Source organism: Corynebacterium efficiens YS-314, from assembly GCF_000011305.1.
Classification (GTDB): domain Bacteria; phylum Actinomycetota; class Actinomycetes; order Mycobacteriales; family Mycobacteriaceae; genus Corynebacterium; species Corynebacterium efficiens.
Genome location: NC_004369.1, coordinates 1,417,957 through 1,440,686 on the forward strand (window position 1 = coordinate 1,417,957; position 22,730 = coordinate 1,440,686).

At 63.4% G+C, this 22,730-nt stretch carries 21 protein-coding genes and 1 pseudogene; 14 read left to right on the forward strand and 8 right to left on the reverse strand.

All coding sequences use genetic code 11. The annotated features are described in order from the left end of the window. Positions 1-25 precede the first annotated feature (25 nt). From mgrA to CE_RS06805, 5 genes are all read left to right on the forward strand, one after another. Positions 26-1,120 (forward strand): L-glyceraldehyde 3-phosphate reductase, encoded by a 1,095-nt coding sequence (gene mgrA, locus CE_RS06785; protein WP_006769316.1) that lies wholly within the window; start codon positions 26-28, stop codon positions 1,118-1,120. A gap of 102 nt (positions 1,121-1,222) precedes the next feature. Then, positions 1,223-2,131, forward strand: a complete 909-nt coding sequence (locus CE_RS06790; RefSeq protein WP_006769317.1) for an ABC transporter ATP-binding protein — start codon at positions 1,223-1,225, stop codon at positions 2,129-2,131. A 2-nt stretch (positions 2,132-2,133) separates the two neighbouring features. Continuing rightward, positions 2,134-2,961, forward strand: coding sequence for an ABC transporter permease (locus tag CE_RS06795; protein WP_231295130.1), 828 nt, complete (start codon positions 2,134-2,136; stop codon positions 2,959-2,961). Between the two features lie 19 nt (positions 2,962-2,980). Next, positions 2,981-4,141, forward strand: coding sequence for a sensor histidine kinase (locus CE_RS06800; RefSeq protein WP_231295131.1), 1,161 nt, complete (start codon positions 2,981-2,983; stop codon positions 4,139-4,141). 9 nt (positions 4,142-4,150) lie between these two features. Next, entirely contained in the window at positions 4,151-4,816 is a 666-nt protein-coding gene (locus CE_RS06805) for a response regulator (protein ID WP_006769320.1), read from the forward strand. Here the strand turns inward: CE_RS06805 and lysE are convergent. Continuing rightward, positions 4,813-5,499: an L-lysine exporter gene (gene lysE, locus CE_RS06810; protein ID WP_143758438.1), complete on the reverse strand. Its 687-nt coding sequence runs from the start codon at positions 5,497-5,499 to the stop codon at positions 4,813-4,815. The genes CE_RS06805 and lysE overlap by 4 nt on opposite strands. Positions 5,500-5,569: 70 nt before the next feature. On the opposite strand from lysE, the gene CE_RS06815 reads away from it, so the two are divergent. Next, positions 5,570-6,442 (forward strand): LysR family transcriptional regulator ArgP, encoded by an 873-nt coding sequence (locus CE_RS06815; RefSeq protein WP_006769322.1) that lies wholly within the window; start codon positions 5,570-5,572, stop codon positions 6,440-6,442. Here the strand turns inward: CE_RS06815 and CE_RS06820 are convergent. Beyond that, positions 6,439-7,518, reverse strand: coding sequence for a glutathione S-transferase family protein (locus CE_RS06820; protein WP_143758439.1), 1,080 nt, complete (start codon positions 7,516-7,518; stop codon positions 6,439-6,441). The genes CE_RS06815 and CE_RS06820 overlap by 4 nt on opposite strands. Positions 7,519-7,647: 129 nt before the next feature. On the opposite strand from CE_RS06820, the gene CE_RS06825 reads away from it, so the two are divergent. Both CE_RS06825 and CE_RS06830 read left to right on the forward strand, forming a co-directional pair. Next, entirely contained in the window at positions 7,648-8,376 is a 729-nt protein-coding gene (locus tag CE_RS06825) for an HNH endonuclease family protein (protein ID WP_006769324.1), read from the forward strand. A gap of 167 nt (positions 8,377-8,543) precedes the next feature. Continuing rightward, on the forward strand, positions 8,544-9,419 hold the full coding sequence (locus CE_RS06830) for a DoxX family protein (RefSeq protein ID WP_006769325.1): 876 nt from the start codon (positions 8,544-8,546) through the stop codon (positions 9,417-9,419). A 108-nt stretch (positions 9,420-9,527) separates the two neighbouring features. Here the strand turns inward: CE_RS06830 and ilvD are convergent, their stop codons facing one another. From ilvD to CE_RS06845, 3 genes are all read right to left on the reverse strand, one after another. Beyond that, positions 9,528-11,369 carry a dihydroxy-acid dehydratase gene (ilvD, locus tag CE_RS06835; RefSeq protein ID WP_006769326.1) on the reverse strand — a complete coding sequence of 614 codons (1,842 nt, stop codon included), beginning with the start codon at positions 11,367-11,369 and terminating at the stop codon, positions 9,528-9,530. A 194-nt stretch (positions 11,370-11,563) separates the two neighbouring features. Beyond that, positions 11,564-12,250 carry a PH domain-containing protein gene (locus CE_RS06840; RefSeq protein WP_006769327.1) on the reverse strand — a complete coding sequence of 229 codons (687 nt, stop codon included), beginning with the start codon at positions 12,248-12,250 and terminating at the stop codon, positions 11,564-11,566. 53 nt (positions 12,251-12,303) lie between these two features. Continuing rightward, on the reverse strand, positions 12,304-14,079 hold the full coding sequence (locus tag CE_RS06845) for a mechanosensitive ion channel family protein (protein ID WP_006769328.1): 1,776 nt from the start codon (positions 14,077-14,079) through the stop codon (positions 12,304-12,306). A gap of 438 nt (positions 14,080-14,517) precedes the next feature. On the opposite strand from CE_RS06845, the gene CE_RS06850 reads away from it, so the two are divergent. The 3 genes from CE_RS06850 to ilvC all read left to right on the forward strand — a co-directional run bounded on the left by CE_RS06850 (position 14,518) and on the right by ilvC (position 18,050). Beyond that, on the forward strand, positions 14,518-16,371 hold the full coding sequence (locus CE_RS06850) for an acetolactate synthase large subunit (RefSeq protein ID WP_035109499.1): 1,854 nt from the start codon (positions 14,518-14,520) through the stop codon (positions 16,369-16,371). Positions 16,372-16,383: 12 nt separating this feature from the next. Then, a complete protein-coding gene (gene ilvN, locus CE_RS06855) occupies positions 16,384-16,902 on the forward strand; it encodes an acetolactate synthase small subunit (RefSeq protein WP_006769330.1) in 519 nt (172 codons plus the stop codon). A 134-nt stretch (positions 16,903-17,036) separates the two neighbouring features. Beyond that, positions 17,037-18,050: a ketol-acid reductoisomerase gene (gene ilvC / locus CE_RS06860; protein WP_006769331.1), complete on the forward strand. Its 1,014-nt coding sequence runs from the start codon at positions 17,037-17,039 to the stop codon at positions 18,048-18,050. Positions 18,051-18,191: 141 nt separating this feature from the next. On the opposite strand, the gene CE_RS06865 is transcribed toward ilvC, so the two are convergent. The 3 genes from CE_RS06865 to CE_RS06875 are packed head-to-tail and all read right to left on the reverse strand — an operon-like array spanning position 18,192 to position 20,648. Next, positions 18,192-18,908, reverse strand: coding sequence for an ABC transporter ATP-binding protein (locus CE_RS06865; protein WP_006769332.1), 717 nt, complete (start codon positions 18,906-18,908; stop codon positions 18,192-18,194). Then, entirely contained in the window at positions 18,901-19,674 is a 774-nt protein-coding gene (locus CE_RS06870; RefSeq protein ID WP_006769333.1) for an ABC transporter permease, read from the reverse strand. The genes CE_RS06865 and CE_RS06870 overlap by 8 nt, the downstream gene beginning before the upstream one ends. Continuing rightward, positions 19,671-20,648: an ABC transporter substrate-binding protein gene (locus CE_RS06875; RefSeq protein WP_006769334.1), complete on the reverse strand. Its 978-nt coding sequence runs from the start codon at positions 20,646-20,648 to the stop codon at positions 19,671-19,673. The genes CE_RS06870 and CE_RS06875 overlap by 4 nt, the downstream gene beginning before the upstream one ends. A gap of 393 nt (positions 20,649-21,041) precedes the next feature. On the opposite strand from CE_RS06875, the pseudogene CE_RS15625 reads away from it, so the two are divergent. The 3 genes and pseudogenes from CE_RS15625 to CE_RS06885 form a co-directional block, all read left to right on the forward strand. After that, a pseudogene (locus tag CE_RS15625) lies at positions 21,042-21,155 on the forward strand (OsmC family peroxiredoxin); the annotation flags it as partial. Between the two features lie 20 nt (positions 21,156-21,175). Next, complete coding sequence (locus CE_RS06880) at positions 21,176-22,204, forward strand: acyl-CoA dehydrogenase family protein (RefSeq protein ID WP_006769335.1); 1,029 nt, start codon at positions 21,176-21,178, stop codon at positions 22,202-22,204. A 4-nt stretch (positions 22,205-22,208) separates the two neighbouring features. Then, positions 22,209-22,709 (forward strand): flavin reductase family protein, encoded by a 501-nt coding sequence (locus CE_RS06885; protein ID WP_006769336.1) that lies wholly within the window; start codon positions 22,209-22,211, stop codon positions 22,707-22,709. Positions 22,710-22,730 lie beyond the last annotated feature (21 nt).

Sequence of the window (22,730 nt, forward strand, 5' to 3'; positions counted from 1 at the left end):
GCAACCGTGGCCCAATGCGAGCACAATGGTGGCCATGACCTATGTACCAGCACCAACGCGCTATGACGACATGGAGTACCGCACCGTCGGCCACTCCGGACTGAAGCTGCCTGCCATTTCACTCGGGCTGTGGCACAACTTCGGCAATGACAAACCTCTGGAGACCCAGCGTGGGATCATCCACCGGGCGTTCGACAGGGGTGTCACCCACTTCGACCTGGCCAACAACTACGGTCCACCGGCCGGGTCCTCCGAGGTGAACTTCGGTCGCATCCTGAAGAAGGATTTCGCCGATCACCGCGATGAGATGATCATCTCATCCAAGGCCGGGTGGAACATGTGGGACGGACCCTACGGTTTCGGTGGTTCCCGCAAATACCTGGTCAGTTCCCTCGACCAGTCACTCAGGCGCCTGGGGGTGGATTACGTGGACATCTTCTACCACCACCGCCCGGATCCCGACACCCCGCTTGAGGAGACGCTTTACGCCCTGCGTGACATCGTCGCCTCCGGCAAGGCACTCTACGTGGGCATCTCCTCCTACGGTGCGGATCTCACCGCCGAGGCCGCGGAATTCATGGCGGAGGAGGGCTGCCCGCTGCTCATCCACCAGCCGAGCTACTCCCTGGTCAACCGGTGGGTGGAGGAACCGGGTGATGAGGGGGAGTCGCTGCTTCAGGCCGCTGCGAACAACGGACTGGGGGTCATCGCCTTCTCCCCGTTGGCGCAGGGCCTGCTCACCGACCGCTACCTCGACGGTGTCCCCGAGGGCTCCCGTGCCACCCAGGGCAAGTCGCTGTCCGAGGGCATGCTGTCCGAGGAGAACATCGGCATGGTGCGCCGTCTCAACGACATCGCTCAGGAGCGCGGTCAGTCGCTGGCGCAGATGGCCATCGCCTGGGTCCTGCGGAAACAGGGCTCCTTCGGTGAGGAGACGGTCACCTCGGCGCTCATCGGTGCCTCCAGCGTGGAGCAGCTCGATGCCAACCTCGACGCCCTGGCCAACCTGGAATTCACCGAGGCGGAACTCGAGGCCATCGATGAGATCGCCCATGACGCCGGGGTGAACATCTGGGCCAAGGCCACCGAATCCAAGACGGCCACCCCGAGGGAGAATTAAGTAGTACCCCGGTGCCACCCTGACCCGGCGAAGTGGGTACGTGTGGCCGATGTGTATCTCCGCGCAGCCTCCTAATGTCAACACCATGACAAGGAGATACACATGATAAAGGCACACCAACTTACCAAGCGGTATGGAAGTAAAACCGCGGTGGACAACATCGACTTCACAGTTGAAGCGGGCAGGGTGACCGGGTTTCTCGGGCCGAACGGAGCCGGGAAGTCCACGACCATGAGGATGATCCTCGGACTGGACCGCCCTACGTCGGGAACTGTTGAGGTCAATGGAAAACCGTATACGCAACACACCGCACCGCTTCGAGAGGTCGGCGCGCTTCTCGACGGACGCGCCACCCACCCGGGACGCACCGCCTACAAACATCTGCTCACACTGGCCGCCACCCACGGCATCGGATCCAGCCGGGTGCGGGAGGTCATCGAACTGACCGGCCTGGAATCGGTAGCGGGACAACGCGCGGGTGGTTTCTCCCTCGGCATGGGACAACGACTCGGAATTGCCAGCGCACTGATCGGGGATCCCACCACCATCATTCTCGACGAACCCGTCAACGGCCTGGACCCCGAGGGCATCCGCTGGATCCGCACCCTCATGCGAGACCTTGCTGCTGAGGGGCGTACGGTGCTCCTGTCCTCCCACCTGATGAGTGAGATGAACCAGACCGCCGACCATCTCATCGTCATCGGCCGCGGAAGGATCCTGGCAGATGGTCCGACCGATGAGGTCATCGCCGGGGTCACCGGTTCCACAGTCCGGGTGCGCACGAACGACGTGGACAGGTTGAAAACGGTGCTCACCGGCCCCGGAGTGGAGCTGTCATTGTTGTCTGATCAAACACTGGAAATATCTGGAATGGCTGCGGACCAGATCGCGTCCGCAGTCGCCGCTGAGGACCTTGTGCTCACCGCACTCACGACCCACACCGGCACCCTGGAGGAGGCCTACCTCAGCCTCACCGCAGGGGATGTCGAGTACCGTTCCGGAGACCGATGATCATGCATACCCCCACCATCAACAGACCCCAGCACCTTCGTTTCTCCTACCTCCTCCACTCTGAGTACATCAAATTGACCAGCCTGCGGGTGACCTTCCTGGCGCTGGTGACGCTCCTGCTCGTGGGCCTGGGAGCAAGCACACTCTATGCCCTCACCCTTGAGGATGCCGGTCTGCCGGAAACATTCTCAGTGGGGCTGGTACTGGACGGGGTGACCATCGGCGCGGTTGTGTTCGGACAGATCATCGCCGGTATTCTTGGCGTGCTGGCCATCACCACCGAGTACTCATCAGGAACCATCCACCCCACCTTCATCGCAGCACCCGGACGGCTGCGTGTGCTGATGGCTAAGTCAGTGGTGGTGTTCCTTCTCGTCACCACCACGGCCCTGGTCACCGTCTTCGGTGCCTGGCTCACCAGCTATCCCTTCTTCGCCGAGTTCGGCTTGCAGGCCACCCCCGCCACCCGGGGCTTCATCATGGCGCTGGTGGGGGCGGGTATCTATATCGGATGCTGCGCAATCTTCGGACTGGGTATCGGTACACTGCTGCGCTCCGCGGCAGGGGGATCCATGGCCGTCATCGGTGCCACCATGTTGCTGCCGGTATTCCTTTCCGTCCTGCCCCCGACTGATCCGGTGCGATACATGCGCCTCTACACCCTGGGCCACGCGGGAAACTCCATGGCCGGGATCGGAGAGGTCGGCGGGCCCTTCGCTGATGTCACCGACATGTATCTCAGTCCACTCGGTGGCTGGATCACCGCGATTGCCTGGGCAGGTATCACCCTGGTGATCGCCGGCGTGATCCTGCGACGCCGGGATGTCTGAGGCGGCGATGGTCACCCCGGTGCGATCCCATGCTCTGTTGCTGGTGGCGTATGTGCTGCTGGTGGCGGGGCTGGGGTGGTTGTCGGTGGAGGCACCTCCACATGTCATACCGATCTGGGTGATCCCGGTGCTGGCCTGCGCAGGGGTCCCCACGCTGATGGGATGCCGGCGGTATCCCCGGTATTCCTTCGCCGCCGCCCTGGTGATCACGTTGGTGTCCTGTGCCATAGGTACGCTCGCCGAGGCATTCATCGTGTTGTCCATGCTGTATCTGGCAGGGGCCCGAAGAAGTGCGCGAGCCGCATGGTTAGCGTTTGCCACAGTGGTGGTGGTCGGGGTGCTCGGGGCGTTCATCCTCGCCAGGCGTCTGGCAACCGGGCCCTCTCTCTGGGGAACCGTTGTCTCCACCACCGATCGGGATCTCCTCCTCGACTGGGGAAACAACTATGTCATCATCAGTGTCACAGCCCTGGTGGTGACACTGATGGGTATCAACATCGGACACCGCCGTCGTCATGTGGCCGCGCTGGTGCAGTGGGCACAACAGGCGGAGCGCGAACGCGACCAGCAGGCGCTGATCACCAGCGCCGAGGAACGTGAACGCATCGCCCGTGAGATGCATGATGTGATCGCGCACAGTCTGGCCGTCATGATCGCCATGGCAGATGGTGCTCATGCCACCGCTGTGCACCGCCCGGAGGTCGCGAAACAGGCGATGGGGCGGGTAGCTGATGTCGGGCGTCGGACCCTGGATGAGGTACGCCGGCTCCTTGGTTCGGTACAGGGGGAACCCCCACCGGATGCCTCCCGGTTGCAGGCCCTGAGCGAAGAATTCGCCCAGGCGGGTCTGCCGGTACATCTCACGGTCGTAGGGGACCCTCCACAGGATGGGGTACTCGGGCTCACGATCTACCGGATCGTGCAGGAATCGCTGACCAACGTTCTACGTCATGCCCATGACCCCCATGGGGCGACCGTGGACATCACCTGGACGGAGGAGATGGTGGAGATCACGGTGGAGGACGACTCCGCACCCGTTGCCACGCAGGGGCATCCGGGCAGGGGATTGCTCGGGATCCGGGAGCGGGTGGCGCTCTACGATGGGCACGTGACCACCGGACCCCGGCCAGAGGGCGGCTGGCGCGTCCATGCACGGTTGCATACTCAGAATATCCACTAGGGGGAAGCCATGGCTGAGACAATCCGTATCCTGTTGGTCGATGACCAGGAGCTCATCCGCTATGGATTCCGCCTGGTACTGGAAACCGAACCGGATCTCGAGGTGGTGGGAGAAGCAGGGGATGGGACCACTGCCCGACAGCTCGCCTCCACACTGCGCCCGGATGTGATCCTCATGGATGTGCGGATGCCCGGAATCGACGGGATTGAAACTACCCGGCAGATTCTCACTGACCTGCCCACCACCCGGATACTGGTGCTCACCACCTATGACCGGGATGAATTCGCTTTCGGTGCCCTGCGCGCCGGGGCAGCCGGATTCCTGTTGAAAAACACCCGCCCTGTGGAACTGACCGCCGCCATCCGAACGGTCCATGCCGGCGATGCCGTAGTCTCCCCACGGATCACCGCGAAACTGATCGAGGTGGCCCTGCCACAGCTGAACCAGGGTGTTCCCCCCACCGAACAGGATCCAGAGCTGGATCGCCTGACGGAACGCGAGCGGGAGGTTTTTGTCCTGGTGGGGAGGGGATACACCAACCCCGAGATCGCGCAGGCGTTACACCTGAGCGAATCGACGGTGAAAACCCACTTCGGCAGGGTGCTGATGAAATTGGGATTGACCAGCCGGGTCCAGGCCGTCATCAGAGCCTATGAGCTGGGATTGGTGGGTTAACCCATCAGGATCAGCTTCACGGCCAATCCGGTGAGCACCACGGCCACACCTATGTTGATCCAGCGCCAGACCCGCGGGCTGGACAGGGGACGCGACAGTGCGGCCGCGCCGTAACCGACCAGTGGGAACCAGACCAGGCTGGCGGCGAAGGCACCCGCAGCGAAGATCCACCGACCGGTCTCCCCGTACTGGGCTCCGACACCACCGATGAAGACGAAGGCATCCAGGTAGGCATTGGGATTGAGCCAGGTCAGCACAATGGCCATGAGCATGGGCCTGACCCAGACCTGCCGGGTGCCTGATGTGATGCGGAGCCGGGGTCGTTGTTTCGTCGTCACGCCCCCGCCGGAGGCGGACGCTGCCGCAACGGGTTCGGAATGCTCGACAAAGGTTACCTCGGTGCGGGCGCGCAGGGCGTCGCGCGCCGCCATCACCGCGAACCACAGCAGGTAGGCGATGCCGCACCAGCGCAGGATGTCGAGAATGATCGGGGCGGTGTCGGAGATCAGGCCGACCCCGAGGGTGCCGAGGGTGAACAGGACCACGTCGGACAGCAGACAGACGATGATGACGGCCGTGATGCCCTCGCGTTTGATGCCCTGTTTGATCACCAGGACATTCTGTGGGCCGATGGCCAACAGCAGACTGGCTCCCAACAACAAACCGGTGACAAAGATTTCCATGTCCCGCATGTTCGCGCACAAACCACATTAAGTAAAATGATAGAGACTGAACATGGTTTAGAATTGCTTCATGAACCCGATCCACCTGGACACCCTCCTGACCATCATCGACGAGGGCAGCTTCGAGAACGCCTCCCTCGCACTGTCGATCTCCCCCTCGGCGGTCAGCCAGCGCATCAAGGCACTGGAGAAATCCGTCGGTCGGGTACTGGTGTCGCGCACCCAGCCGGCGGTTGCCACCGAAGCCGGGGAGGTGCTGGTCCAGGCGGCCCGCAAGATGGCGCTGCTGCAGGCGGAGACCCGTGAGCAACTGGCGGAACGGCTTGACGAGATCCCCCTGACCGTGGCTATCAACGCCGATTCCCTGTCCACCTGGTTCCCGCCCGTGTTCGCCGAGGTTGCACATTGGGGTGCGGTCACCCTGACGCTGCGTGTGGAGGACGAGGCCCACACCCTGTCCCTGTTGCGCCGCGGTTCCGTGCTCGGGGCCGTGACCCGCGAGGCGGACCCCGTTGCCGGGTGTGAGGTCCTACGCCTCGGGGTCATGAGACACCTGCCGGTGGCCACCCCGGAACTGAGGGCACGGTACACCGTGGATGGCCAACCCGACTGGGTGCGCATGCCGGTACTGCGTTTCGGCCCGAATGATGTGCTGCAGGACCGCGATCTCGAGGGCAGGGTCGACGGAGCCGTCGCCAGGCGCCGTGTCTCGGTGGTGCCGTCTGCGGAGGGTTTCGGGGAGGCGGTGCGACTCGGCCTGGGGTGGGGCCTGCTGCCCGAGGCCCAGGCGGCGCCGATGCTGGCTGCCGGGGATGTGGTGCAGCTGGATGAGAAGGTGGTGGACACCCCGCTGTATTGGCAACGATGGCGCCTGGAGTCCAGGCTGCTCGCCAGACTCACAGACGCCGTGGTGGATGCGGCCCGGGCGGGTCTGAGAACCTAAACCTGGAACGGTTCCGGGTTCTTGACCTCTTCACCGGAGGGTATCGGGCCCGGCAGGGTGACACCCTCGGCGAAGGGGGAACCCCCCAGTGCCTCGCGGCCGTGCTCGGACATCAGGCCGGACAGGTCGGGGCCGACCGGGACGATCTGGGTGGGGTTGATCTCCGCGTGGGTGATGAAGTAGTGCTGTTTGATCTCGGTGAAGTCGGTGGTGTCACCGAACCCCGGGGTCTGGAACAGATCACGCAGGTAACCCCACAGATTGGGCATCTCGGTGATCTTGTTCCGGGAGCACTTGAAGTGGGAGTAGTAGACGGCATCGAAACGCACGAGAGTCGGGTAGAGGCGGATATCCGCCTCGGTGATGTGATCGCCCATGAGGTAGCGGCGGGTGGCCAGGCGTTCCTCCAGCCAGTCCAGGGCCGTCCACAGTCGCTCATAGGCTTCATTGTGAGCCTCCTGGGAGCCGGCGAAACCGGTGCGGTAGACACCGTTGTTCACCTCGGTGAAGATGCGTTTCATCACCGGCTCCATCTCTTCGCGAAGGTGTTCCGGGTAGAGCTCCGGGGCACCTTCACGGTGGTACTGCTTCCACTCCAGGTTGAAGTCGATGGTGATGGAGGGGTAGTCGTTGGTGACCACCTTGCGGCTGGATTCCTCCACAATTGCAGGCACGGTGATGCCCCGTGGGTAGTCGGGGAAGCGGTTGAAATAGGCCTCCTGAAGGCGGGGGATCTGGAGGACCGGGTCGACACCATTCGGATCCAGGTCAAAGGTCCAGGAGCGCACATCATGGGTCGGGCCGGTCAGGCCCAGCGAGATCACGTCCTCCAGACCCAACAGGCGGCGGGTGATCACGGTGCGGTGGGCCCAGGGACAGGCGCGGGCGGCAACCAGGCGGTAGCGACCGGCCTCAACCGGCCAGTGGAAGGCCCCATCCTCCTGTGCCACAGGTTCGGAGCCCGCCGGGACATCTGCCACGATGCGGTCGGTGATGTAGTTGGTGTCCCGGACGAATTCGCCGTCCGGGGAGGCATTCTGTGGCGCACCGGCCCAGTCATCAGTGGTGTTGCTCATGGGAAACTCCTTCAACGATTTATGTGATATGTCAACAATTATAGCTGAAATCGGGCTCCGATGCCAGCTGAACATATATTCGAACCCTCATGGATGTGACATCAGTGCAGGTTGATACTGTAAAACGCCATGGCAACACGTATAGGAACCACGCAGAGATCCCGCGCCGTCAGGGCCAGGGCTGCCGCCTCCGGGGTGCTCACCGCACTTGTCACGGTCATCATCGCGGTCGCGTATGTCATCAACGATGCCCCCGGGGATGACCGGCCACACACCGACCCGGTAGCCGATTACCGCACCATGCTCACCGGCCTGGATATCAAGGGACGCGCCCCCATGACCGGCTACGACCGCGAGCTTTTCGGTCCCGCATGGACCGATACCGTTGACGTTGACCTGGGCCACAACGGTTGCGACACCCGCAATGACATCCTGAACCGCGACCTCACGGGCGTGGACACCCGCCCGGGGACCAGCGACTGCGTGGTGGAGAAGGGCACCCTGGACGACCCCTTCTCCGGCGAGACCATCCGGTTCACCCGCGGCCAGTCCACCTCATCACTGGTGCAGATCGACCACCTCGTGCCCTTAGCTGATGCCTGGCAGAAGGGTGCACAGCAGTGGGATGACCAGACCCGCAGGAACTTCGCGAACGACCCGGTCAACCTCCTCGCGGTCAAAGGCAGTCTCAACAGTCAGAAGGGTGCGAGTGATGCCGCGACCTGGTTACCACCGAACCGCGCATTCCGCTGTGACTACGCCAAGATGATCATCACGGTCAAGGACCGTTATGACGTCTGGCTCACCCGGGCGGAATCGGAGGCGCTGTCCACCCAGCTGGACACCTGCGCCTCATAACATTCCGGGCACACCGGGGCTTCCTGCAGGCCAGGGCCGGTGAGTTCGATTAACCTGGCAGCATGGCTGAGAAACCGCGTAACACCGACCCCAGTTCCGACCCGACCGACAAGGCCCCCGAGACACCGCCCACCCCAGGGCGGGGTTCGCACCCCCTGAGCCGGTTGATGGGGAAGAAACCCCAGCCCGTGGAGTCCTCGGAGCTCGGTGACCCCGATGAGGATGACATCCCGACCTACAACGGTCCACGTGCGGAGACACCCCAGGCCCCCCAGACCACGGCCTTTGCCCGTCCGGGGGAGGGGTATCGGGCGTCGACAAGCGACCATCTGGCATCCGACGCGCCGACCACGGTGACGCCACCGCCACCCGCGCAACCGACCCGGCAGCTCGATCGCGAACCCGCCCCGGGCAGCTCCTACACCGATACGGATTTCGCACAACCCGCGACACCCACCGTGATCCCCCCGGCGCAGCCGCCCGAGGAGCCGGTCATCGCCGAACAGGCTGTGCCTGTCGACGCCCGACGCGGCACCCTGGACTTCGGCCTGCTCATCATCCGTGCCACGGTTGGTCTGTACCTGATCCTGCGGGGGGTGTCCGCCTTCTTCGCTATCGGCGGTTCGGATGGTCTCGCCGGCCTCGAGGCGGACTACGCCGGTTACCAGTGGCCGGAGGTTCTGGCCATCCTGCTGCCGTCCCTGGAACTGGCTGCCGGTGTATTCCTGCTGCTGGGGCTCATGACCCCGGTCGCTGCGGCGGTCGCCACCGTGGCCACATCCTTCACCGCCCTGCACCAGATCAACGTCCATGACGGTGGCTGGGGGGAGCTGGACGAGCCGATCGTGCTGGCTGTTGTCCTCACCCTGGTGGTCATCGGCCTGCAGTTCACCGGACCCGGCCGCATCTCCCTGGATGCCGGACGCAGCTGGGCGCGCCGCCCACTGGTCTCCTCATGGATCTTCGTGATCATCGGCATCGCCCTGGCCGTGGTGCTGTGGTGGTTCGGGGCCGGCGTCAACCCTTTCGGTGCCCTGGGCTGACACAGGGCCTGACACAGGGCCTGGCACCAGGCATGAGAAAACTCCCGGTGGAGGTGCACTGATCAACAGTGAACCCCACCGGGAGTTTTTGTGGTCACACGGCCCCTGTTAGTCGATCTGACGGACCGCACCCTTGTCGGCGGAGGTGGCCATCTTCGCGTAGGCACGCAGTGCCTTGGAGACCACACGCTGGCGGTTCTTCGGCTGCCACGGCTTGTCGGAGGCTTCCTCCGCTGCCCGGCGACGCTCGAGTTCCTCATCGGAGACACCCAGATCCAGGACGCGGTTGTGGATGTCGATGGTGATGATGTCACCGTCCTCGATCAGGCCGATGACACCACCGTGGGCGGCCTCCGGGGAGACGTGTCCGATGGACAGTCCGGAGGAACCGCCGGAGAAACGGCCATCGGTGAGCAGGGCACACTTCTTGCCCAGACCGGAGCCCTTGAGGAAGGCGGTCGGGTGCAGCATCTCCTGCATGCCCGGGCCACCGGAGGGGCCCTCATAGCGGACGACGAGGACCTCACCGGCCTGGATGGTCTTGTTGAGGATGACGGAGACCGCCTCCTCCTGGCTCTCCACCACGCGGGCGGGGCCGGTGAAGGTCCACAGCTCCTCGTCGATACCGGCAGACTTGATCACGGCTCCGTCGGGAGCGATGTTGCCGCGCAGGACCACAAGGCCACCGTCGGCGGTGTGGGCGTGCTCGATGCTGTGGATGCAGCCGTTCTCGGCATCGGTGTCCAGCGAATCCCAGCGGTTGTCCGTGGAGAACGCCTCGGTGGTGCGGATGCCACCGGGAGCGGCATGGAAGAGATCGATCGCCTCCTCGGATGCCTTACCGGAACGGATATCCCATTCGTCCAGCCAGGACTCCAGATCATCGGAGAAGACCGAATGGACATCCTTGTTCAGCAGACCACCGCGGTTGAGCTCACCGAGGATGGCGGGGATGCCACCGGCGCGGTGGACATCCTCCATGTGGTAATCGGAGTTCGGTGCGACCTTGGACAGGCAGGGCACGCGCTTGGACAGCGCATCGATATCGGCCAGGTCGAAGTCGACCTCGCCCTCCTGTGCGGCGGCCAGAATGTGGAGGATGGTGTTGGTGGAACCACCCATGGCCATGTCGAGCGCCATGGCATTCTCGAAGGCCTTCTTGGTGGCGATGGAGCGTGGCAGGGCGGACTCGTCCTCCTGGCCGTAGTAACGCTCACACAGCTTGACCACGGTCTCGCCGGCCTTCTCGAACAGGGCGCGGCGTGCGGAGTGGGTGGCCAGGGTGGATCCGTTGCCCGGCAGGGACAGACCCAGGGCCTCGGTGAGGCAGTTCATGGAGTTGGCTGTGAACATACCAGAGCAGGAACCACAGGTGGGGCACGCGGACTGCTCCACGGCGAGCAGCCCTGCATCATCGACACCGTCATTGGCGGAGGCGGAGATCGCGGTGATCAGGTCGGTGGGGGCGTGGGCGACACCATCGACCACCACAGCCTTACCGGCTTCCATCGGGCCACCGGAGACGAACACGACCGGGATGTTCAGGCGCATCGCGGCATTGAGCATGCCGGGGGTGATCTTGTCACAGTTGGAGATACACACCATGGCATCGGCGGTGTGGGCATTGACCATGTACTCCACCGAATCGGCGATGATCTCACGTGACGGCAGGGAGTACAGCATACCGCCGTGACCCATGGCGATGCCGTCATCGACGGCGATGGTGTTGAACTCCTTGGGCACACCACCCGCGGCGCGGACGGCATCCGCGACGATGTCCCCGACGTTCTTCAGGTGGACATGGCCCGGCACGAACTGGGTGTAGGAGTTGACGATGGCCACAATCGGCTTGCCGAACTCGTTTTCCTTCGTGCCTGTTGCACGCCAGAGCGCGCGGGCTCCGGCTGCGTTGCGGCCGACGGTGGTGACTTTTGAACGAAGAGGAATCATGATGCGCTTTTCAGATCAACTCTTTCGGATAGATCCGGAAAGAGTGGCGGAAAGGGGAAAAATCTCGGATGCCGCCTCACCATGCCCGGACCGGGTGAGGTGGGCTGGGAGCGGCGGAATCCAAAGCAGAATAGGATGTCCGACGGCGATCGGTTCTCTGGTTCGAATCACACCGTCACACTGGATGGTGGCACTTACGCTTGTGGCGTCGGCCTGTCATCAGTGGGCTCAGTAGTGGGAATTGCGCTACCGGGGGATTCAACACCGCCGGGCCCGGAATTGTTCCCGGAGGCAGTATGCGAGACATCGTGGGGGGTGTTGTCCTCATCGAGCTCGATCTGGATCTCCCGGCCCAGCTCCTTCTGGCGGGCGATATACTCGTCCCTGGTCAGGACCACGGAATAACCATCCTCCTGCACCACGACGATCTTGCCATCCATGGCGGCACGCCCCTCGGTCAGAGCATCGGGGATACGACCATAGGATGCCTGCTGCAGCCGGGGGAGTGAGTTGAACGTGACACCGGGCAGGGAGATCTCCGTACCGTCGGTGGTGCGGGCGAAGGTTCGTGCACCCTTGAAGCCGATGCCTGCGAAATCATCCCACGCAATGGCCTTGTTACCACGGAAGGCATAGCGGGCCTCGATGCCCGTGCCGTCCACCACCGTGGCGGACTTGAGCACCCACCAGATGATCAGGGCGGGGAAGATGAGGATCCACCAGAGGTACTGGGGGGCAGCCCCGATGGTGAGCAGTGAGATCAGCGCCAGAACAACCGCACTGAGGATATGGGTGCGCTCAGGATGGAAGGTTTCGGTGGGTTCTGCCCGGGAAGCGGTCCCCGGTGCGGTGTCCTGGGTATTTTCAGTGGCTGAACTCATGTTTCACATAGTAGTAAAGGGGGTGGACATGTCCGTAATCGTGACCGTAATCATCATCCCACGGGCGCAGGCTGGGGCTCGGCGGTGGGCTGGGCAGGTGACTGGGCCGGTGCCTGATCCGTCGGTTGCGCCGGGGTGGGGGTCTGCTGGAGCCGGGGCGCGAGACCCGGGGTCGGGGTCACAGTGGTCGGTGTCACGGTGGGGGCTGGTTCGTTCTCCGGTGCGGTGGTCGGTGTGTTCGTGGCGCCCGGGGCGATGGGGGTGGCGGTGCCGGTCGGATCGGCGGTGGATTCGGTTGTCGGGGCGGGTGGCTCGGTGGACAGTGCCGGTTCCTCGGAGATCACCGGCTCGGGGACCGATTCGACCGGTGTGGTGATCTCCTCCTCATTGGAGGTGTTCCAGCCCTCCCATCCCTCCTCGGGTTCAATGGTGAACACCTTGAACAGCAGCAGGAGCACAAGAGCGATCGTCATGGCACCGGTACTCATACGGATGCGGCCACCGCCGGACAGCAGCCTCTGCCACCACTTGTCGTAGCTTTCGGAACGGAAGAGGCTTGTCCGGCTGCCTGCGTTCTGATCATCGTCCTCCGAGTTGTCTGTATCCGCCGGATCGTCGGTGACGGGGAAGACCCTTGTCTCATCGGCATCCTCCATGTTCTTCGGCGGCACGGACATGGAGATATCCGGACGGTTCGGGTGGGTGCCCTGGGCGGTGGGTTTGACTTCGCCGTCGGCGGTGACCTCAGCGGTTTCGGCGGAGGCGGTGGTGTCGAGATGCCTGCCGGCCACGGCCCCTCCGGCCCCGGCGCTGACCACAGCGGCGGCCATGGCGCTGTCCTCGTCGAGGGCATCCACCGGGACATCGATCACCGGTTTGCGGGAATAGGCCTTGTCCGGGGTCGGGGTCGGAATCAGTCCGGTGGGGGTCTCACCCGGGTGGTCATCCAGGGTGAGTTTGTCCACCAGGGCGCCGGTGACGGTGGTCGCGGAGCCGTACTCATCCCAGAACTCATCGATGATCTGGGTGCGCACCGCGCGTTCGACCAGCCACTGGTTGCCGGCGGTGACCTGGATCATGAACCGCATCGTCACCATCCAGGGCATACCCACCACTGTGGGGGGCTGGATATCCACGGCCGGATGGACATCCAGTTCGCCGAGCACCACCGCGGATACCTGTTCCTCCGCCAGCGCGCGGCGTGCAGCACCCTCCGAGCGGGCAATCACCTCGCCGATGTCCTCGGAACCCAGCATGGGTACGGGCATGACCACCACGGCGCGGGACCATTCGTTGGAACTGTTGATGCACACCTTCGCCGCGGAGTTCGGGACGATGATGGTCTGCTGGGAGATGGTGCGGATGGTGGTGGCACGCATGGTCACCTCGACAACGGTGCCCTCCGCCTCAACACCACCGCCTTCAAAACGGACCCAGTCACCCACACCGAATTGTTTCTCGGTGAGGATGAAGAAGCCGGCGAGGAAGTCGGCGACGATGGACTGCGCACCGAAACCAACCGCCGCGGAGGCAACGGTGGCGGGGATGGCGGCGCCGGCCAGTGAGAATCCGAGCTGTTGCAGGAACGTCACGATGAGGATGAAATACGCGACGATCTGGATGATGTAGAGACCCACGCCGGCGAAGGCGAGTTTGTTCTTTCCCGCCTCCTCATCGTTGGTGGACTCAATCCGTTTCCGCACGATCCGCATGACCAGACGGCCGATGCGGGGGATGAGGGCACCGATGAGGACGATGATAATGAGATCGATCCCGGTTCCGAGGAACCAGGACCACAGGGACGAGAGGAAATAGCTCAAAGCCAGCATGTCAACCAGGGTAACCCCGTTTTCTGTGCGTTGTCTGGATGAACGCTAGCGCACACATTGCGGTGTGGTGTGCTTATCGACGCCCCACCCCGCTGCCCGGTTGCGCTCTCCGCGGGGGTAACCCCCGCGCGTGGCGGGGTGGCCATTGATGGTCCGGCAGGGTACTATCATTGACCATGACCTCAATTCGACCTGTAGTAATCGTAGCTGCGCGGCGTTTGCCGTAACGGTTTTCTACAAGTCGTCTCGTCAAGCGCCCTCGACAGTACCCACCACAGTGCTGTTTCGAGGGCTTTGTTGTGGGTGGACACCCCTGCATCCAACATCGCACGGACATCTGTCGCACCGCGTGAACACGCACCTGCGTCGGAACAATTAAACAGTGACTCTCCCCGGGGAGTCATCAGAAATCCTTCTACGAAAAGGAGCCAGAAAGTCGTGAACGTGGCAGCTTCTCAACAGCCCACTCCAGCCACGGTTGCCAGCCGTGGACGCTCCGGTGCCCCGGAGCGGATGACAGGCGCACAGGCAATTGTTCGATCGCTAGAGGAATTGAATGCCGACATTGTGTTCGGTATTCCGGGCGGTGCGGTTCTCCCCGTATACGACCCACTGTATTCCTCCACGAAGGTTCGCCACGTGCTCGTGCGCCACGAGCAGGGCGCGGGACATGCCGCAACCGGTTATGCACAGGTCACCGGTCGCGTCGGTGTCTGCATCGCCACCTCCGGCCCCGGTGCCACCAACCTGGTCACCCCGATCGCCGATGCGCACCTGGATTCTGTTCCACTGGTCGCCATCACCGGTCAGGTCGGCCGCAGCCTCCTGGGTACCGACGCCTTCCAGGAAGCAGATATCCGTGGCATCACCATGCCGGTGACCAAGCACAACTTCATGGTCACCGACCCCAACGACATCCCCAAGGCCCTGGCCGAGGCATTCCACCTCGCCATCACCGGCCGCCCGGGACCGATTCTGGTCGATATCCCCAAGGACATCCAGAACGCCGAACTGGACTTCGTCTGGCCCCCCAAGATCGACCTGCCGGGTTACCGCCCGGTCACCGTTCCGCACTCCCGCCAGATCGAGCAGGCCGTCAAGCTCATCGGTGAGGCCCAGAAGCCCGTCCTCTACATCGGTGGCGGTGTCATCAAGGCGGACGCCCACGAGGAACTGCTCGCCTTCGCCGAGTACACCGGCATCCCAGTTGTCACCACCCTCATGGCGCTGGGCGCCTTCCCGGAGTCCCACGAACTGAACATGGGTATGCCGGGTATGCACGGCACCGTGGCCGCCGTGGGTGCCCTGCAGCGCTCCGACCTGCTCATCACCATCGGCGCGCGTTTCGACGACCGCGTCACCGGCGAGGTCAGCAGCTTCGCCCCGGACGCCAAGATCATCCACGCCGATATCGACCCGGCCGAGATCGGCAAGATCCGTCAGGCTGATGTACCGATCGTCGGCGATGCCCGCGAGGTGCTCACCCAGCTGCTGGCCTCCGTGCGCAACAAGACGAACGCCACCGGCGACGTCAGCGCCTGGGTGGACTACCTGCGCGACCTGCGCGAGCGTTTCCCCCGTGGCTACGACGAGCAGACCGACGGCTCCCTGTCCCCGCAGTTTGTCATTGAGACGCTCTCCCGTGAGGTCGGTCCCGACGCCATCTACTGCGCCGGCGTCGGCCAGCACCAGATGTGGGCCGCACAGTTCATCGACTTCGAGAAGCCCCGCACCTGGCTCAACTCCGGTGGCCTGGGCACCATGGGCTACGCCGTGCCGGCTGCCCTCGGTGCCAAGGCGGGGGCTCCCGAGAAGGAGGTCTGGGCTATTGACGGTGACGGTTGTTTCCAGATGACCAACCAGGAACTGACCACCGCCGCGGTGGAGGGCTTCCCGATCAAGATCGCCCTGATCAACAACGGCAATCTCGGCATGGTGCGCCAGTGGCAGACCCTGTTCTACGAAGGTCGCTACTCCAACACCAAGCTGCGCGAGCAGGGTTCCTATGTGCCGGACTTCGTTCAGCTGTCCGAGGGCCTTGGATGCGTGGCCATCCGCGTCACCAAGGAGGAGGAGGTCATCCCGGCCATCCAGAAGGCACGGGAGATCAACGACCGCCCGGTGGTCATCGATTTCATCGTCGGTGAGGATGCCCAGGTCTGGCCTATGGTGTCCGCCGGTGCGTCGAACTCGGACATCCAGTACGCACTCGGCCTGCGCCCGCTGTTCGACACCGAGGAGTCCGCAGGCGAGAACCCCGCAGACATCGACGCAGTCACCACCAGAGCATAAGGAGAGATCACGATGGCCCCCTCAGATATCACCCGCCACACCCTGTCCGTTCTGGTCCAGGACGTCGACGGTATCATTTCACGTGTCTCGGGCATGTTCACCCGACGCGCATTCAGCCTCGTCTCGCTGGTGTCCGCCAAGACCGAGACAGCGGGCATCAACCGCATCACAGTCGTCGTCGACGCTGACGAGCTCAACATCGAGCAGATCACCAAGCAGCTCAACAAGCTGATCCCGGTGCTCAAGGTCGTGCGTCTCGACGAGGAGACCACCATCGCCCGCGCCATCATGCTGGTCAAGGTCTCCGCGGACAGCACCAACCGTCCGCAGATCGTCGACGCCGCGAACATCTTCCGCGCCCGGGTCGTCGACGTCGCCCAGGACTCCGTCGTCATCGAAGCCACCGGTACGCCCGGCAAGCTCCGTGCACTGCTGGATGTCATGGAACCCTTCGGGATCCGCGAGCTGATCGAGTCCGGTCAGATCGCCCTCAACCGTGGTCCCAAGACCATGGCCCCGGCAAAGCTCTAAAACCCTTCCGTACTCCAGGGCGGGTTGAAGCACAGCCCCCCACAGTGAGTGTGGTAGAAACAATAATGTAGTTGTCTGTCTCATGTGGCGGACACTTTTATCATCGTTTATCACGAAAGGTGAGATTTTCTCCCATGGCCATTGAACTGTTCTACGACGCAGACGCCGATCTTTCCATCATCCAGGGCCGCAAGGTCGCCATCATCGGTTACGGCTCCCAGGGCCACGCCCACGCACAGAACCTGCGTGACTCCGGCGTTGAGGTCGTTATCGGTCTGCGCGAGGGCTCCAAGTCCGCAGAGAAGGCCAAGGAAGCCGGCTTCGAGGTCAAGACCACCGCTGAGGCAGCAGCATGGGCCAACCTCATCATGATCCTGGCTCCCGACACCTCCCAGGCATCCATCTTCACCAACGACGTTGAGCCGAACCTCAACGAGGGTGACGCACTGTTCTTCGGCCACGGCCTGAACATCCATTTCGACCTGATCAAGCCCGCTGACAACATCATCGTCGGCATGGTTGCACCGAAGGGCCCGGGCCACCTGGTCCGTCGTCAGTTCGTCGACGGCAAGGGCGTTCCCTGCCTCATCGCCATCGACCAGGACCCCACCGGCGACGCACAGGCACTCGCACTGTCCTACGCCTCCGCCATCGGTGGTGGCCGCGCAGGCATCATCCCGACCACCTTCGAGGCTGAGACCGTCACCGACCTCTTCGGTGAGCAGGCTGTGCTCTGCGGTGGCACCGAGGAGCTCGTCAAAACCGGCTTCGAGGTCCTCACCGAGGCCGGCTACGAGCCGGAGATGGCCTACTTCGAGGTTCTGCACGAGCTCAAGCTCATCGTTGACCTCATGTTCGAGGGCGGCATCACCAACATGAACTACTCCGTCTCCGACACCGCTGAGTTCGGTGGCTACCTCTCCGGCCCACGTGTCATCAACGCTGACACCAAGGAGCGCATGAAGGACATCCTCACCGACATCCAGGACGGCACCTTCACCAAGCGTCTCATCGCCAACGTCGAGAACGGCAACACCGAGCTCGAGGGCCTGCGTGCGAAGTACGCCGAGCACCCCATCGAGGAGACCGGTGCCAAGCTGCGTGACCTCATGAGCTGGGTCAAGAACCCACTGACCGAGACCGCGTAAGCAGTCTTTCCGATATAACACCACCTGATCGCGGCCATCCCTCCGGGGGTGGTCGCGATCAGCTGTTTTTGCGCACCGGAATGAATAATCCCCCTTCCTCAACCACATCGTGGCTGGGGAGGGGGATGTCGCGTTTCGGGATCAGGGATGCAGCAGATCGATCAGTTCGTGGCGCAGGGCGGGGTCCGGATCGACATTACTGCGGGGACGGAGCAGATCGACGGCGATATCAGCGATCACCGTGGCATCCGGCGAGGGGGACATCACCAGGATGCGATCGGAGAGCAAGATGGCCTCATCCACATCGTGGGTGACCATGACCACGGTCCGGCGGTCGGCCTCCCACAGTTCCAGCAGCTGGAGCTGGAGTTCCCGACGTGTGAGCGCATCGAGTGCACCGAAGGGTTCATCCAGGAGTAGGATCTCCGGTTCCACCGCGAAGGCACGGGCGATGCCGACACGCTGCTGCATACCGCCGGACAGGCGTGCGGGACGACGATCGGCCGCATGGGACAGGCCGACCATCTCCAGGTGACGGTCGGCGATCTCACGGCGCTGCGGCGCCGACAGCTCCGGGCGGACGGACTTCAACCCGAATTCGATATTTCCCCGTGCGGTGAACCAAGGCAGCAGCGCGTGGTCCTGAAAGACCACGGAGCTGCGCCCGTCGACGGTGACCGCGCCTGTCGACGGTTGATCCAACCCGGCGATCATGGACAGGATGGTGGATTTACCACAGCCCGAGGGACCGAGCAGGGAGACGAACTGCCCGGGCACGATATCGACCGTGGTGGGGCCGATGATGCGCGTGGTTCCATAGGAACGGGTGATCTGGTCGATGGTGATCGCATTAGTCATAACGGACCGTCTTCTGTAGTGCGCCGATGAGGTGGTCGAGGATGAGGCCGGTCAGGCCGATGAGGACGATGGCCACCACGATGGCATCGATGTCGAGACGGTTCCACATGTTCCACACGAAGAAGCCGATGCCCTGGCCTCCGACGAGCATCTCCGCGACGATGATCACCAGCCAGGAGGTGGACAGGGAGAGCCGCAGAGCGGTGATAATGCCGGGCAGCGTCGCGGGCAGCCACACACGGGAGATGGCGAGCCACAACGGTGTGCCCAGGGTGTAGGTCAGTTTCAGATAGGTGGGATGGATGTGCAGCACCGCATCGATGGTGTTGATGAGGATCGGCCAGAGTGCGGAGAGGACGATGACGAAGACAGCGGTGCGTTCTGCGTCGAGAAGCAGGGCCAGTCCGATCGGCAGCCACGCGAGCGGGGATACCGGGCGCAGAATCTGGATCAGGGGATCCAGGGCCCACCGCAACACTTTCACCCTGCCGAGGAGGAAACCGAGCGGGATGGCGATGACAGCGGCGATGAGGAATCCGAACAGCACGCGCCGGAGACTTGTCAGCAGGTGCCAGAAGATGCCGACACTGCCCGGGCCGTCCCGGTAGAAGGGATCCGAGAGGATCTCCACACCACGTGTCCAGACGCCACCGGGGGAGGGGGCGAGCTGGGAGAGGAGGTTGGTGGACACCGCCGCCTGCCATCCGAGGACGAACAGCACCAGGAGGATGACACCGGTGATGACGGCTTTGATGCGGTCGGTCATACGAGCTCCCAACGGTAGAGCTGTTCGCGCATCCAGGCGGTGGCGACGGGGTCGGTGGGATCACCGAAGTGGATTCGATCCGGGTCGATGACATCCTTGCCGGCCCAGTTCCTGTAGGAGCCCTCCAGCACCGGGGCGATCAGTTTCGCTGGCTGGTTGAGGTACATCTCACGGGACAGCAGATCGGCGGCCGCCACATGGTTGCCGTCGCTGTTGAGGAAGGTCGAGGCCTCTGCCAGTGCGGCGGTGATGGCCTGGGCCTGCGTGGGGTGGGCCGCCAACCAGTCATCTCCCATGGAGACAGCACAGCAGGGGTGGCGATCCCAGAATTCCTTGGTCATGTGCAGCACCCGGCCGGAACCGGTGGCCAGAACCCGCTGGTTGAACGGTTCCGGTCCGATGAACCCGTCGATCCCGCCGACCTCCAGCTGGGCGACCATGTCGGCCGGGCGCAGGAGGCGCAGTTCCAGGTCGGAGACCGGATCCACCCCGTGGGCGGCCAGCTGGTCACGGAGCAGTAGCGCATGGATTGAATACTCGAAGGGGATACCGATGACCCGGCCCTTGAGATCCTCGAGTCCACGCACCTGGGAATGCAGGTCGGAGGCGATGGTGATCGCCTGGCCGTTGGTGTTGAGGGTGTAGGCGAGTGTGGTGGGGCGGAAGGTCGGTGCCACGGCCATGGGGGAGAGCATATGGGTGACATCCAGTTCACGGGTGAGGTACGCGGACCATAGATCGGCCCAACCGGCGAACTTGCGCAGTTTCACCGTGACACCGTGGCTCTGGAACAGTCCGAGAGCATCGGCGACCAGCAGTGGCGAGGAGCACGCGATCGGAACATATCCGATGGTGACGGAATCCCCGGGGGTAGGAGCGGTTGGGGAGCTGCCTGCAGCCCTGCCGCCGAGGAGTCCCAGGGTGCCCATCGCACCCAGGGCCGTCGCACCGAGGAAGGTGCGCCGATTCATCATCGCCACGATTGAAACTTCGGTAGTTAGATTTTAGACCGAGTGGTCTTTATTGGATCGCAGTAACTGTACAGCTCGGTATGAAACTCTGTCTAACCTACCGGTGGATTTAATGCAGGATTCAGCGACCGGTGCATTTAGGTCTCGAAAGCTGGGATAGGGGAGCATCGGGGCAGGTTGCAGGGGGTATTTCTTTCTGTAGAGCAGAACCTGAAAATAGGCTTAACGGACCCCTTTTTGGCCGGTGGTCGGACATTTTATTCACGTCTTCGCTGGGGGTTCCTGCAGCGTGGGCTCCGGACGTGGGTCAAAAGGGGCAGAAATAGACAGCACGGTATGGCATTTCTGGACCAGGTGGATTAGTGTCACCGGGAGTCAACTTATGATCATTCGTCCGAAGGAGATGCCGACCGCGAGACCCTGCAGAAGATCCACGATGACGCCATCAAGTGGTCCCCGGTCGTCAACACCTGCACCCGCCCGGCCAACCTCACCTCCGAGCTGGTTTAACCGCCTTGACTACCGTAATCATGAGCACCACTATCCTGGACACCATCGCGGAGAACGCGAAGGCTGTCGGCAAGAACGAGATTCCAGCCCGTTATGGCCTGGAACTGCTCGGCGAGCAGAACCTGTTCCTGCACGACACCCTGACCGAGACTGCCCGCCAGCTGCGCGACATCGCAGCCCGGGACCTGTCCGTGGCCTTCAGCATCTGGGCCCACACCATGGTCATCAAATACCTGAAGACCGCCGACACCGACTACGCCCGCGCCGTCCTGCCGGAGCTGGAATTGGGTGGGCGACCGGGCGTCACCGGCATGGCACCCGCCTTCAAAGAGGCAGCGGGCGCGGGTGCCATCGACCTGGAGCTCACACCGGTTGACGGTGGCTTCCGACTGAACGGCAAGCTGGCCTGGGCCTCCAACCTGGATGGGGATGCCCTCATTGTCACCGCCGGTCGCACCCCGGAGGGGGAGCGCCTGCTCATCGCCTTCGATGGTGGTGCGGACGGCGTCGGGCTGGGTAGGCCTTTCGGGCTGCTCGGCTTGAACGCCACCTCATCCTCCTGGGTCACCCTGGACGATGTCTTCATCCCCGAGCCCCAGGTGCTCTCCCGTGACTTCATGGAGTTCATCAACGCAGTGCGCCCGACCTTCATGACCCTCCAGATCTCGGAATGCCTGGGTGTGGCAGATGCGGCGATTGATGTTGCCTCCACCCGTCTGACCGGCATCAACGAGGTACTCACTGATGATGTGGCCGCAGTCCGCGGGCGGGTCACCGACCTGATCGCCACCCAGGAGCGTTACTCCACTACCATCGATGAGGGGGGAACCGTGCCCCGCGTGAACATGCTGGAACTGCGTCTGGCGGCCGCCGAGGTCGCCACCGCTGCCACCGCCCTGGAGGTCCGTGTCGCCGGTGGTGCCGGTTACGCACAGAGCTCCCCGGCATCCCGTCGTTTCCGGGAAGCTGCATTCATTCCCGTCCAGTCGCCATCCGAGACCCAGCTCAAGTGGGAACTCGGTCGCGCCAGGGCTCAGAAGGAGAACTAGAACCATGACGTGCGCCGATCTCACAGTGACAGGTGAACAGCTGAAGGAGGCCGTGGGAACCTTCCCCTCCGGGGTCACCATCGTGACCACTCATGACGGGGGAAGGGACGTCGGGTTGACCGTCAGTGCCTTCACCTCGTTGTCACTGGAGCCGGCGATGGTGATGTTCAGTGTCGCCTCCACGTCCTCATCGATTCCGTACCTGACGGCAGGTGCACCCGTGGGTATCTCCGTCTTGGCGGACGGCCAGGGTCCGCTCGCCCGCCAGTTCGCTACCCGCGGCGTCGACCGCTTCTCGGGGGTCGACATCATCCGGCGTGGACGTGAGGTGCCCGTCATCGACGGATCGGCCGCGTGGTTCGCCGGTGAGATCGTCGATGTCTTCCAGGGCGGTGACCACGCCATCTTTACCGTCGCGGTGAGGGAGTGTGGCACGGGCAGGGGCGTACAGCCGCTGCTCTATCAGCGTGGGCGCTTCCACGACTGGGGTTCCCAGGGTTCCTAGCTATACCTGTTCGGCCAAATC

What these genes read in the sequence shown, in the direction of transcription:
- ilvN (WP_006769330.1), top strand. Translation starts at nt 16,384, where the DNA reads ATGGCCCCCTCAGATATCACCCGCCACACCCTGTCCGTTCTGGTCCAG.
- mgrA (WP_006769316.1), top strand. Translation starts at nt 26, where the DNA reads ATGGTGGCCATGACCTATGTACCAGCACCAACGCGCTATGACGACATG.
- CE_RS06885 (WP_006769336.1), top strand. Translation starts at nt 22,209, where the DNA reads ATGACGTGCGCCGATCTCACAGTGACAGGTGAACAGCTGAAGGAGGCC.
- CE_RS06840 (WP_006769327.1), bottom strand. Translation starts at nt 12,250, where the DNA reads ATGAGTTCAGCCACTGAAAATACCCAGGACACCGCACCGGGGACCGCT.
- CE_RS06805 (WP_006769320.1), top strand. Translation starts at nt 4,151, where the DNA reads ATGGCTGAGACAATCCGTATCCTGTTGGTCGATGACCAGGAGCTCATC.
- CE_RS06870 (WP_006769333.1), bottom strand. Translation starts at nt 19,674, where the DNA reads ATGACCGACCGCATCAAAGCCGTCATCACCGGTGTCATCCTCCTGGTG.
- CE_RS06830 (WP_006769325.1), top strand. Translation starts at nt 8,544, where the DNA reads ATGGGGAAGAAACCCCAGCCCGTGGAGTCCTCGGAGCTCGGTGACCCC.
- ilvC (WP_006769331.1), top strand. Translation starts at nt 17,037, where the DNA reads ATGGCCATTGAACTGTTCTACGACGCAGACGCCGATCTTTCCATCATC.
- CE_RS06880 (WP_006769335.1), top strand. Translation starts at nt 21,176, where the DNA reads ATGAGCACCACTATCCTGGACACCATCGCGGAGAACGCGAAGGCTGTC.
- CE_RS06815 (WP_006769322.1), top strand. Translation starts at nt 5,570, where the DNA reads ATGAACCCGATCCACCTGGACACCCTCCTGACCATCATCGACGAGGGC.
- CE_RS06825 (WP_006769324.1), top strand. Translation starts at nt 7,648, where the DNA reads ATGGCAACACGTATAGGAACCACGCAGAGATCCCGCGCCGTCAGGGCC.
- CE_RS06795 (WP_231295130.1), top strand. Translation starts at nt 2,134, where the DNA reads ATGCATACCCCCACCATCAACAGACCCCAGCACCTTCGTTTCTCCTAC.
- CE_RS06875 (WP_006769334.1), bottom strand. Translation starts at nt 20,648, where the DNA reads ATGATGAATCGGCGCACCTTCCTCGGTGCGACGGCCCTGGGTGCGATG.
- ilvD (WP_006769326.1), bottom strand. Translation starts at nt 11,369, where the DNA reads ATGATTCCTCTTCGTTCAAAAGTCACCACCGTCGGCCGCAACGCAGCC.
- CE_RS06820 (WP_143758439.1), bottom strand. Translation starts at nt 7,518, where the DNA reads ATGAGCAACACCACTGATGACTGGGCCGGTGCGCCACAGAATGCCTCC.
- lysE (WP_143758438.1), bottom strand. Translation starts at nt 5,499, where the DNA reads ATGGAAATCTTTGTCACCGGTTTGTTGTTGGGAGCCAGTCTGCTGTTG.
- CE_RS06790 (WP_006769317.1), top strand. Translation starts at nt 1,223, where the DNA reads ATGATAAAGGCACACCAACTTACCAAGCGGTATGGAAGTAAAACCGCG.
- CE_RS06865 (WP_006769332.1), bottom strand. Translation starts at nt 18,908, where the DNA reads ATGACTAATGCGATCACCATCGACCAGATCACCCGTTCCTATGGAACC.
- CE_RS06845 (WP_006769328.1), bottom strand. Translation starts at nt 14,079, where the DNA reads ATGCTGGCTTTGAGCTATTTCCTCTCGTCCCTGTGGTCCTGGTTCCTC.